The organism is Enterobacter sp. Li2LvB3, from assembly GCF_056156645.1.
On record NZ_JBSICG010000007.1, the window covers coordinates 162,997 to 174,275 of the forward strand.

The following is an 11,279-nucleotide window of genomic DNA, read 5'->3' on the forward strand; positions in this document are numbered from 1 at the left end:
AAGAGTTGTCGGCAGAATACCATTGTTTGTCAAAGCCGTCATTATGTCAGAAATGCAACTGGGTTGACTTAGGTTAAATCTCACAGTTTCATTTATTACGATGGTAAAAGATAAAAATCAATTAAGCCGACTGGCCTTCATGCTTTCATCCATCCCTTGTTGCCAGGCATCGTGAAGTTTGGCTGCATTCTCTACGGTGTCGCAACTGGCTGGAAATGATTTTCCTGCTAAACCCCATGCATGAATAAAACCTTCTTCACAAACTTTCTTCTGACCATCCGCATAACCGCGGAGATATTCACTACGATCAATTTTCGGGTCGTTAAAATTATCGGCCAGCGCCTGATTATCTTTAACCGGTACGCCGTTCATGGCGTCTTCTTTTCCCGCGCCAAACCAGTCAGGACTTGTCCAGTCGGGCTGGAAGGTGTAGGGATTGATCTGGCAGCCTGATAAAGAAAGGACCAGTAGCGCTAACGCGATTGAACGCATAGACATTCTCCTTTTTCCTTCAGCATAGCCTGGCATAAGATAAGTAGGGTGTAATTTTTAGTTTACGGTTTTATCGGCTGATTTTTGCAATAAATTGGTTGTTGTAAAGTAATGTGTACGTATTTTGGATTGAAATCTTTACTTGTTGTGGTATCGTTGTCCCACCTCTTAGAGGAAAACAACTATCGCAAACGAGCTTTACAGGATCGCAATCATGCAAAAAGACGCGCTGAACAACGTACATATCACTGACGAACAGATTTTAATTACCCCGGATCAACTGAAAGCGGAATTCCCGCTGAGCATTGCGCAAGAGGAGCAAATTGAGCACTCTCGCCAGACCATTTCTGACATCATCGCCGGGCGCGATCCGCGTCTGCTGGTGGTATGTGGTCCATGTTCCATTCACGATCCTGAAACCGCCATTGAATATGCCCGTCGATTTAAAACATTAGCGGAGGAGGTCAGCGATAGCCTCTATCTGGTGATGCGCGTCTATTTTGAAAAGCCACGTACCACTGTTGGCTGGAAAGGGTTGATTAACGATCCGCACATGGATGGCTCGTTTGATGTGGAAGCAGGCCTGAAGATTGCGCGTCGCCTGCTGGTTGAGCTGGTCAGCATGGGGCTGCCTTTGGCAACCGAAGCGCTGGATCCGAATAGCCCGCAATACCTGGGTGACCTGTTTAGCTGGTCTGCTATCGGTGCGCGTACCACTGAGTCGCAAACCCACCGCGAGATGGCGTCTGGTCTGTCCATGCCTGTTGGTTTCAAAAACGGGACTGACGGCAGCCTGGCAACTGCGATTAACGCAATGCGTGCTGCGGCAATGCCACACCGCTTTGTTGGCATCAACCAGGCGGGGCAAGTTTGTCTGCTGCAAACGCAGGGTAACCCGGATGGCCATGTGATCCTGCGCGGCGGTAAAGCGCCAAACTACAGCCCGGCAGATGTCGCTCAGTGTGAAAAAGAGATGGAACAGGCGGGACTGCGTCCGGCTCTGATGGTAGATTGCAGTCATGGTAACTCGAACAAAGATTACCGTCGTCAGCCTGCTGTTGCTGAATCTGTTGTCGCGCAAATCAAAGATGGCAATCGTTCTATTATCGGCCTGATGATTGAAAGCAACATTCATGAAGGCAATCAGTCATCTGAACAACCGCGTAGCGCAATGAAGCACGGGGTGTCTGTAACCGATGCCTGTATCAGCTGGGAAGCTACGGATGCACTGCTGCGTGAGATCCACAAAGATTTGAACGGCCAGCTGGCGACGCGTCTGGCATAAGAGGGTAGTTATGGTTGCTGAATTGACCGCATTGCGCGATCAAATTGATGAAGTGGATAAGGCGTTGCTGGACCTGCTGGCGCGCCGTATGTCTCTGGTTGCCGAAGTGGGCGAGGTTAAGAGTAAATATGGCCTGCCGATTTATGTACCAGAGCGTGAAGCTTCCATGCTTGCGTCCCGCCGCAAAGAGGCGCAGGCGCTGGGGGTTTCTCCAGACTTAATTGAAGATGTACTGCGTCGCGTGATGCGTGAATCCTATTCCAGCGAAAACGACAAAGGCTTTAAAACCCTTTACCCGTCGCTGCGCCCGGTTGTGATTGTGGGCGGTGCGGGCCAGATGGGGCGTCTGTTTGAAAAAATGCTGACGCTTTCTGGCTATCAGGTTCGTATTCTGGAAAAAGAGGACTGGGCTCGCGCGCCAGAACTGATAAAAGATGCGGGCATGGTGATCGTTAGCGTGCCAATTCACGTGACGGAACAGATTATCGAGAAACTACCTCCGCTGCCGGAGGATTGCATTCTGGTGGATTTGGCGTCGGTGAAAAACGGTCCGTTGCAGGCGATGCTGGCCGCTCACACTGGCCCGGTGCTGGGTCTGCATCCGATGTTTGGCCCGGATAGCGGTAGCCTTGCCAAACAGGTGGTGGTCTATTGTGATGGCCGTCAGCCGGAAGCTTATCAGTGGTTCCTGGAACAGATTCAGGTATGGGGTGCGCGTTTGCACCGCATTAGCGCGGTTGAGCACGATCAGAACATGGCGTTCATCCAGGCGCTGCGCCACTTTGCAACCTTTGCTTATGGCCTGCATCTGGCGGAAGAAAACGTGCAGCTTGAGCAGTTGCTGGCGCTTTCTTCGCCAATCTATCGCCTGGAGCTGGCCATGGTAGGGCGTCTGTTTGCGCAGGATCCGCAGCTTTATGCTGACATTATTATGTCGTCAGAGAACAACCTGGCGCTGATTAAACGCTACTACCAGCGCTTTGGCGAGGCCATCACCTTGCTGGAGCATGGCGACAAACAAGCATTTATCGACAGTTTCCGTAAGGTTGAACACTGGTTTGGCGATTATGCGCAGCGTTTCCAGAGCGAAAGCCGCACCCTGTTGCGTCAGGCAAATGACAGTCGCCAGTAATGTGATGATGTATATACTAAAAGCCAGCATTGCTGGCTTTTTTCTTTTGGGGAAATGACATGACGGAACCGCAGCTGTTATTGAACTACACCGGGCACTTACCGGAATGCCCGACGTGGAGCGAAGATGAAAATGCACTCTACTGGGCTGATATTCTGGAAGGGGAGATCCATCGTTACCATCTGCCAACGGCTGAGCACACTGTCCTGTCATTTCATGAAGAGGTTGGATGTTTTGCCCTGCGGGAACGTGGCGGTTTTATTGTCGCGATGCGAAATGCCATCTGGTTGACCGATAAGCACGGGCTGCTTCAGCGCAAGGTGTGCGACAACCCCTCGAACCCGCAGCTGGCACGATTTAATGATGGTGGTACCGATCACCGTGGTCGCTTCTATGCGGGGACGTTTTGGGGGCCTGGGGACTATAACGGCGCAATGCTGATGCGTATCGACAACGACCTGAGCCCGAAGGTACTTCAGTGCGATATCCACGGGCATAACGGCCTGGCATTCAGTAATGACCAGCAATGGATGTTTACCTCTGACACGCCGAATGGCGTTATCTATCGCACACCGCTGGATGAACAGGGGGAGCCTGGCAAACGAGATGTTTTCCGGCGGTTTAAGGAAGGCGAGGGGATACCTGACGGTGCCGCGATGGACGTGGAAGGCTGTTACTGGAGCGCGTTGTTTGATGGCTGGCGCATCGCCAGATTTTCACCAAAGGGTGAACAGCTCGAGGAATACCGGCTTCCGGTTCGTTGCCCGACGATGGTCTGCTTTGGCGGTGACGATATGAAGACGTTGTTTATCACGACGACCCGGGAAAATATGGACGATGCTGAAACAGCGAAATATCCGCTTTCCGGGGCCATCTTCACCCTGCCTGTCAGCGTGGCAGGGATGAAGAAAAGCCGCTTTATCGAACGTTAAGCCGGGTCGACCGGAACAACGTTTTCGCTCGGATAGCAACCGAGCACTTTCATTGAGCGGGTGATTTCACCCAGCTCACGCAGGGCTTTCTGCATGGATGCAGATTCCAGATTGGCCTGAACATCAAGATAGAACATCTCTTCCCACGGGTTGCCGTGGATCGGGCGCGATTCCAGTTTGGTCATAATCAGATTGTGATTACGCAGCACCAGCAGGGCTTCAACCAGCGCACCAGCCTGCTGGCCGGTGGCCATCAACAGCGTGGTTTTTGCCGGGACCTGATCGGACACATTAATGGCTTTGCGCGCCAGCACCACAAAACGCGTAATGTTTTGCGTCTGGTTAGCGAGGTTACGTTCCAGCACCTGCAATCCGTACAGTGCGCCACCCGCTTCGCTACCCAGTGCGGCTACGGTCGGGGAGTTTGCCTGCGCGACTTTTTCCATCGCCGCAGAGGTACTTTCGGTGTACTCAATCTTCCAGTTCGGATAGCGGTTCAGGAACTGGCTGCATTGCTGGAACGGCTGCGGATGGCTGTACACCGTGTCGATTTTGCTCAGGTCAGTGGAGCCTGAGACCAGAACACAGTGGTCAATTGGAATAGTCAGCTCGCCAACCAGCGACAGGCTGGTGTGTTGCAGCAGGTCGTAGACATCATTGATGGCGCCGGAGCTGGTATTTTCAATCGGGACCACGGCGTAATCGGCCTGGCCGGTTTCAACCTGATTGAAAATGTCGGCAAACTTCGCGCATCCACTTTCGATAAACTCTTCGAAATGGCGGGCTGCATACTGACGTGCCGCCAGGTGTGAATACGAACCTTTCGGACCCAGAAACGCGATACGGGCAGAGTGCGGATTAGTTTTGTTCAGATGCTGCTGTAACAGCGCTTGTTGGGTCTGAACGGAATCTTCGATGATAAGCTGGAACAGACGGGTGATGTAATGGGCATCAAGGTGGTGCGCTTTTCCAAGCTGAATCAGACGCTCCAGCAGGTCACGCTCACGGTCGATATCACGTACGGGGCGATGGGAGTCCAGCTTGGCTTTGCCCACTTCGACAGCGAGTAAGCGGCGTTCTGCCAGCAGTGCCAGTAATTTTTCATCCAGCGCGCTGATTTTTACTCGCAGATCCAGTAACGGGTTTTCCGGTGTCATAGTGTTGCCTGTCTCATTTTATCGTTATCAATAAAAAAGGCCCCCCGGTTTGGGAGGCCTTGTTGTTCGTCTTCGCATTCTTTATCACACGACGAAACGCCTCCCATTCAGGGGAAGGTAAAAAAGAATGCGAAGAAAAACGGCGTTAGTTTCATTGAGTCATCCTGTGGTTGATACCGTTAAAGTACCTGCACTGTTTTCACCCTGTCAATAAAAAACGCGCCCGAAGGCGCGTTGGCGGTACACTCAATTTAAAGGATTACTCTTCTTCAACTTCTTCCGCGAGGCTGGCGTCTTTCACCGATGTTGTGGCGCGACGGGCTTCGCCTTTGTGTTGCACTTTATTGAGCTGCCGTTCCAGCTTGTTGATCAAATCGTTAATTGCGGTGTACATATCCTCGTGTTTAGCGCTGGCGACCAGATGGCCGTTTGGAGTATTGATAGTTGCGTCAGCGATGAAACCCTGTGGCTCCTTGGACAGGATGATATGTGGATTAATCAAATGAGTTTGCCATTTATCCAGTTTGGCGAGACGGTCTGCGACGTGCTGGCGAATTGCCGGAGTAATTTCCATTTGTTTACTGGTAATGTTCATTGTCATAAATTTTACCTCTTGTCTTTCCGTCTTGGTGATTCCAGCATACCTGTCCTAATGTCAAAATGTGTGATTTAGATCACGTTATTTTGTCGGTTTTTGTCAGGGAATCTTTTTTGTGAGGCAGGACAGGAAGAGGCGATTTTTACCTTGTCGAAGTCAGAAATTGAGGCCATAGTTGATAGGATGTGTTGTAGCTAAACCGCTTCAGCTTGCGACAGAAACGAATAAAAAAACGGCAGCCATTGGGCTGCCGTTTTGCTTTGAGCGGAATATCAGGTATTGCTGCTGTTCGCGGCGATGATTTTCGCGACCTTTTCAGCCTGCGCGTTCATCTGCATTTGACGGTATGCATTTTCCATCAGCTTCAGGCCATCACGCGTGGCTTGCGTATCTGGGTAATCGCGCAGCATTCCTTCTACACGGTTAACCACGGCAACCCATGCGCCACGGCGAGTGTAGTATTCGGCAACGGAGTATTCATACTTAGCCAGACGGTCTTTCAGGAAAACCAGACGTTTAGTGGCATCGGTAATATACTGGCTGTTTGGATAACTGCGCACCAGCTTGGAGAAGTCGTTAAAGGCGTCACGCGCATGTTGAGGATCGCGGTCGGAACGATCAACACCAAAGAAACCTTGCAGAGCACTGTCGTCCAGCGCCATGTTGGTGAGGCCGCGCATGTACATCACATAGTCGATGTTAGGATGAGTCGGGTTCAGACGCATGAAACGATCGATGGTTGCCTGAGCCAGCGGCAGATCGGCATTTTTATAGTATGCGTAGATGAGATCTAACTGTACCTGCTGTGAATACGGACCAAATGGATAGCGATTATCCAACGCTTCCAGTTGCGTTATCGCCTGTTTCCAGTTACCGTCCTGCAACTTTTGTTGTGCAGTCGCATAGATTTCATTCGGCGGATTGTCAGGGACCTGTTCATTTGAACCGGAGCAGCCCACCAAAGCCAGGCTCAACGTGGCCGCTGCCACCAGATATTTCATGCGCGTCATGACGTTTTGACTTTCCTCAAATGTTTGTCCGGGAGAAACTCTGTTCCTGCTCCCGATTAAGACCAGCTACAATAGCACACTATATTAAACGGCAAAGCCGTAAAACCCAACGTTAAACGAAGAAGCAGTTTATGGCACAACGAGTAGAACTCACCGCAACAGTCTCCGAAAATCAGCTCGGTCAACGCTTAGATCAGGCTTTGGCCGAATTGTTCCCTGATTATTCGCGTTCACGTATAAAAGAATGGATCCTTGACCAACGCGTGATGGTAAACGGCAAAGTCTGGGACAAACCAAAAGAGAAAGTGTTAGGTGGGGAAGCTGTCGCCATCAATGCTGAAATTGAAGAAGAAGTGCGTTTTGAACCGCAGGATATCCCACTGGACATCGTCTACGAAGATGATGACATTCTGGTTATCAACAAGCCGCGCGATCTGGTTGTTCATCCAGGTGCCGGTAATCCTGATGGTACAGTATTAAACGCGCTCCTCCATTATTACCCGCCAATTGCGGACGTTCCGCGCGCCGGTATCGTTCACCGTCTGGATAAAGACACCACAGGTCTGATGGTGGTGGCGAAAACCATTCCTGCACAGACACGTCTGGTGGAATCGTTGCAGCTGCGTGAAATTACCCGTGAATATGAAGCTGTCGCGATTGGTCATATGACCTCGGGGGGCACGGTAGAAGAACCTATCAGCCGCCACCCAACCAAACGCACGCATATGTCGGTGCACCCAATGGGGAAACCGGCGGTAACGCACTACCGCATTATGGAGCATTTCCGTATCCATACGCGTCTGCGTCTGCGCCTTGAAACGGGTCGTACACACCAGATTCGTGTCCATATGGCACACATCACTCATCCGCTGGTGGGTGACCAGGTTTACGGTGGTCGTCCGCGCCCACCTAAAGGCGCATCTGATGAGTTCATCAGCGTCCTGCGCAAGTTTGACCGCCAGGCACTGCACGCAACAATGCTGCGTCTTTACCATCCGATCACCGGCATTCAGATGGAATGGCACGCGCCTATCCCACAGGATATGGTGGAGCTTATCGAAGCATTACGTGCTGATTTTGAAGAGCATAAGGACCAGGTGGCCTGGTTATGACCAAACTGATTGTCCCGGAGTGGCCACTTCCTGAGGGCGTGGCCGCCTGTAGTTCGACCCGCATCGGCGGGGTAAGCCAGGGCGCGTGGGAGTCATTAAATCTCGGCGCGCATTGCGGTGATGTTCTGGAACACGTTGAGGAAAACCGCAAGCGTATGTTTGCGGCCGGTAACTTACCGTCAAAACCCGTCTGGCTCGAGCAGGTGCATGGCAAGGACGTACTGAAACTGACGGGTGAACCCTATGTTTCTAAACGCGCCGACGCCTCTTACAGTAATACTCCCGGGACAGTTTGTGCCGTTATGACCGCCGATTGCCTGCCGGTTCTCTTCTGTAACCATGCTGGAACTGAAGTCGCGGCCGCGCACGCGGGATGGCGTGGCTTGTGCGAAGGGGTTCTGGAGGAGACGGTCGCCTGCTTTGCCGATGACCCTGCCAACATTATTGCCTGGCTTGGCCCGGCAATTGGTCCTCGCGCATTTGAAGTTGGGCCCGAGGTACGCGAAGCCTTTATGGATAAAGACCCGCAAGCCGTCACCGCGTTTCAGCCGGTGGGTGAAAAGTATCTGGCCGATATTTATCAGCTTGCGCGTCAGCGCCTGAATCGCGCGGGCATTACGCAAATCTTCGGTGGCGATCGCTGTACGTTCACCGAAAAGGGTGATTTTTTCTCTTATCGTCGTGACAAGACGACGGGTCGTATGGCAAGTTTTATTTGGCTGATATAACCTAAAGAATCAAGACGATCCGGTACGTGCCGTTTTCTTTTCACATAATTCAGGTCATTAACCTTGAATAATTGAGGGATGACCTCATTTAATCTCCAGTAGCAAATTTGACCTGTTATGGGAGGAGTTATGCGTCTGGATCGTCTTACTAATAAATTCCAGCTAGCACTCGCCGATGCCCAGTCCCTCGCACTGGGGCACGACAACCAATTTATCGAACCTCTTCATCTAATGAGCGCCTTGCTGAATCAGGAAGGGGGATCGGTACGTCCATTATTAACGTCCGCCGGTATTAATGCTGGCCAGTTACGCACGGCTATCGATCAGGCACTGAGCCGGTTGCCGCAGGTAGAAGGGACTGGCGGTGATGTTCAGCCGTCCCAGGATCTGGTACGTGTACTGAATCTTTGCGACAAACTGGCGCAAAAACGTGGCGACAACTTTATATCGTCGGAACTGTTTGTTCTGGCGGTGCTTGAATCACGCGGTACTTTGACCGACCTGCTGAAAACTGCCGGAGCAACAACCGCCAACGTGACTCAGGCGATTGAAAAAATGCGCGGAGGTGAAAGCGTGAACGATCAAGGAGCCGAAGACCAACGTCAGGCTTTGAAAAAATTTACGGTCGATCTGACCGAGCGTGCCGAGCAGGGCAAGCTTGACCCGGTAATTGGCCGTGATGAAGAAATTCGCCGTACCATCCAGGTGCTGCAACGTCGTACCAAAAACAATCCCGTTTTGATTGGTGAGCCGGGTGTCGGTAAAACCGCCATCGTTGAAGGGCTGGCGCAACGTATTGTTAATGGAGAAGTACCGGAAGGCCTGAAAGGTCGCCGTGTGCTGGCTCTGGATATGGGTGCGTTGGTAGCCGGGGCGAAATACCGCGGTGAATTCGAAGAACGTCTGAAAGGCGTGCTTAACGACCTGGCAAAACAGGAAGGCAACGTCATTCTGTTTATCGACGAATTGCACACTATGGTCGGTGCCGGTAAAGCGGATGGCGCAATGGATGCCGGGAACATGCTGAAACCGGCGCTGGCGCGTGGTGAACTTCACTGTGTCGGTGCGACAACGCTTGATGAGTATCGTCAGTATATTGAAAAAGATGCTGCGCTTGAGCGTCGTTTCCAGAAAGTATTCGTTGCTGAGCCAACGGTCGAAGACACCATTGCGATTTTACGTGGCCTGAAAGAGCGTTATGAGTTGCACCACCATGTGCAGATCACCGACCCGGCCATTGTTGCAGCGGCGACGCTTTCGCACCGTTATATCTCCGATCGCCAGCTGCCGGATAAAGCTATCGACCTTATTGATGAAGCTGCGTCGAGTATTCGTATGCAGATTGACTCAAAACCCGAAGAGCTGGACAGACTCGACCGCCGAATCATTCAGCTCAAGCTGGAACAGCAGGCGCTGAAGAAAGAGTCTGATGAAGCCAGTAAGAAACGCCTGGATATGCTTAACGAGGAACTGGATGACAAAGAGCGCCAGTATTCTGAGTTAGAAGAAGAGTGGAAAGCGGAGAAAGCGTCGCTTTCGGGTACCCAGACGATTAAGGCAGAACTGGAGCAGGCAAAAATTGCCATTGAACAGGCTCGCCGGGTAGGTGACCTGGGGCGGATGTCTGAACTTCAGTACGGTAAAATTCCAGAGCTGGAAAAACAGCTGGAAGCTGCAACGCAGACAGAAGGCAAAACCATGCGTCTGCTGCGTAACAAAGTGACCGATGCGGAAATCGCTGAAGTGCTGGCACGCTGGACGGGTATCCCGGTCGCTCGCATGATGGAAAGTGAACGTGAAAAACTGCTGCGGATGGAGCAGGACTTACACCACCGGGTTATCGGCCAGGATGAAGCCGTTGAGGCTGTATCGAATGCAATTCGCCGTAGCCGTGCGGGCTTGTCTGACCCAAATCGTCCGATTGGTTCATTCCTGTTCCTGGGGCCAACGGGGGTGGGTAAAACAGAACTCTGCAAAGCGCTGGCAAACTTTATGTTTGATAGCGATGACGCGATGATCCGTATCGATATGTCTGAGTTTATGGAAAAACACTCGGTTTCACGTCTGGTGGGTGCACCTCCGGGATACGTTGGCTACGAAGAAGGTGGCTATCTGACTGAAGCGGTACGCCGCCGTCCTTACTCCGTCATTCTTCTGGATGAAGTGGAGAAAGCGCACCCGGATGTGTTCAACATTCTGTTGCAGGTTCTGGATGATGGACGACTCACCGATGGGCAGGGGAGAACAGTCGATTTCCGTAATACCGTTGTGATCATGACGTCTAACCTGGGTTCTGATTTGATTCAGGAACGTTTTGGTGAGCTGGATTACGGTCATATGAAGGAACTGGTTCTGGGGGTTGTGAGTCATAGCTTCCGCCCTGAGTTCATTAACCGTATCGATGAAGTCGTGGTATTCCACCCATTAGGTGAAAAACACATTGCTTCTATCGCGCAGATTCAGCTCCAGCGTCTTTATAAACGTCTGGAAGAACGTGGGTATGAAATTCACATCTCTGATGACGCGCTGAAACTGCTCAGTGAGAATGGCTACGATCCTGTTTATGGTGCACGCCCTCTGAAACGTGCTATCCAGCAGCAGATCGAAAACCCTCTGGCTCAGCAAATCCTTTCCGGGGAGTTGATTCCAGGAAAAGTAATTCGTCTGGAAGTGAATGAAGATCGAATTGTGGCAGTGCAGTAAGTCACAAAACATCAAAAACGAGTCGCTTGCGGCTCGTTTTTGTTTAAAAACCAGGCGAAAATGAATGTCTGGAGTGTGTTTTGCCTGGAAAGTGAGCGGTCAGTAAATAATTTTCACTTTGCACTTGCAG

11 protein-coding genes and 1 other annotated feature are annotated in these 11,279 nt (G+C 51.5%); of the genes, 6 read left to right on the forward strand and 5 right to left on the reverse strand.

Features of this window, described 5'->3' with window-relative positions; translation table 11 throughout:
• Nucleotides 1–117: 117 nt before the first annotated feature.
• The gene (locus ACS603_RS08320) at nt 118–492 is read right to left on the reverse strand and encodes a DUF2799 domain-containing protein (protein WP_315686513.1); all 375 of its coding nucleotides are present in this window, start codon (nt 490–492) and stop codon (nt 118–120) included.
• A 214-nt stretch (nt 493–706) separates the two neighbouring features.
• Here ACS603_RS08320 and aroF point away from each other — a divergent pair, with 214 nt between their 5' ends.
• The 3 genes from aroF to ACS603_RS08335 are packed head-to-tail and all read left to right on the forward strand — an operon-like array spanning nt 707 to nt 3,841.
• Nucleotides 707–1,777 (forward strand): 3-deoxy-7-phosphoheptulonate synthase AroF, encoded by a 1,071-nt coding sequence (aroF, locus tag ACS603_RS08325; RefSeq protein ID WP_182062111.1) that lies wholly within the window; start codon nt 707–709, stop codon nt 1,775–1,777.
• A 10-nt stretch (nt 1,778–1,787) separates the two neighbouring features.
• On the forward strand, nt 1,788–2,909 hold the full coding sequence (tyrA, locus tag ACS603_RS08330; protein ID WP_446493761.1) for a bifunctional chorismate mutase/prephenate dehydrogenase: 1,122 nt from the start codon (nt 1,788–1,790) through the stop codon (nt 2,907–2,909).
• A gap of 59 nt (nt 2,910–2,968) precedes the next feature.
• Nucleotides 2,969–3,841, forward strand: a complete 873-nt coding sequence (locus tag ACS603_RS08335; protein WP_474944088.1) for an SMP-30/gluconolactonase/LRE family protein — start codon at nt 2,969–2,971, stop codon at nt 3,839–3,841.
• Here the strand turns inward: ACS603_RS08335 and pheA are convergent.
• The 4 genes from pheA to bamD all read right to left on the reverse strand — a co-directional run bounded on the left by pheA (nt 3,838) and on the right by bamD (nt 6,606).
• Nucleotides 3,838–4,998: a bifunctional chorismate mutase/prephenate dehydratase gene (gene pheA, locus ACS603_RS08340; protein WP_474944089.1), complete on the reverse strand. Its 1,161-nt coding sequence runs from the start codon at nt 4,996–4,998 to the stop codon at nt 3,838–3,840. The two genes, ACS603_RS08335 and pheA, sit on opposite strands and share 4 nt — an antisense overlap.
• Before the next feature lie 30 nt (nt 4,999–5,028).
• Nucleotides 5,029–5,154 (reverse strand) — a sequence feature (Phe leader region).
• Complete coding sequence (pheL, locus tag ACS603_RS08345; protein ID WP_100249759.1) at nt 5,106–5,153, reverse strand: pheA operon leader peptide PheL; 48 nt, start codon at nt 5,151–5,153, stop codon at nt 5,106–5,108. It overlaps the preceding feature by 48 nt.
• A gap of 103 nt (nt 5,155–5,257) precedes the next feature.
• Entirely contained in the window at nt 5,258–5,599 is a 342-nt protein-coding gene (gene raiA, locus ACS603_RS08350) for a ribosome-associated translation inhibitor RaiA (RefSeq protein WP_014071397.1), read from the reverse strand.
• Nucleotides 5,600–5,868: 269 nt separating this feature from the next.
• Nucleotides 5,869–6,606 (reverse strand): outer membrane protein assembly factor BamD, encoded by a 738-nt coding sequence (gene bamD / locus ACS603_RS08355; RefSeq protein WP_181620428.1) that lies wholly within the window; start codon nt 6,604–6,606, stop codon nt 5,869–5,871.
• A gap of 131 nt (nt 6,607–6,737) precedes the next feature.
• On the opposite strand from bamD, the gene rluD reads away from it, so the two are divergent.
• The 3 genes from rluD to clpB all read left to right on the forward strand — a co-directional run bounded on the left by rluD (nt 6,738) and on the right by clpB (nt 11,149).
• Entirely contained in the window at nt 6,738–7,718 is a 981-nt protein-coding gene (rluD, locus tag ACS603_RS08360) for a 23S rRNA pseudouridine(1911/1915/1917) synthase RluD (protein WP_182062107.1), read from the forward strand.
• Nucleotides 7,715–8,446 carry a purine nucleoside phosphorylase YfiH gene (gene yfiH / locus ACS603_RS08365; protein WP_315686508.1) on the forward strand — a complete coding sequence of 244 codons (732 nt, stop codon included), beginning with the start codon at nt 7,715–7,717 and terminating at the stop codon, nt 8,444–8,446. Before rluD ends, yfiH begins: the two co-directional genes overlap by 4 nt.
• A gap of 129 nt (nt 8,447–8,575) precedes the next feature.
• Nucleotides 8,576–11,149: an ATP-dependent chaperone ClpB gene (gene clpB, locus ACS603_RS08370; protein ID WP_182062105.1), complete on the forward strand. Its 2,574-nt coding sequence runs from the start codon at nt 8,576–8,578 to the stop codon at nt 11,147–11,149.
• Nucleotides 11,150–11,279: the final 130 nt, after the last annotated feature.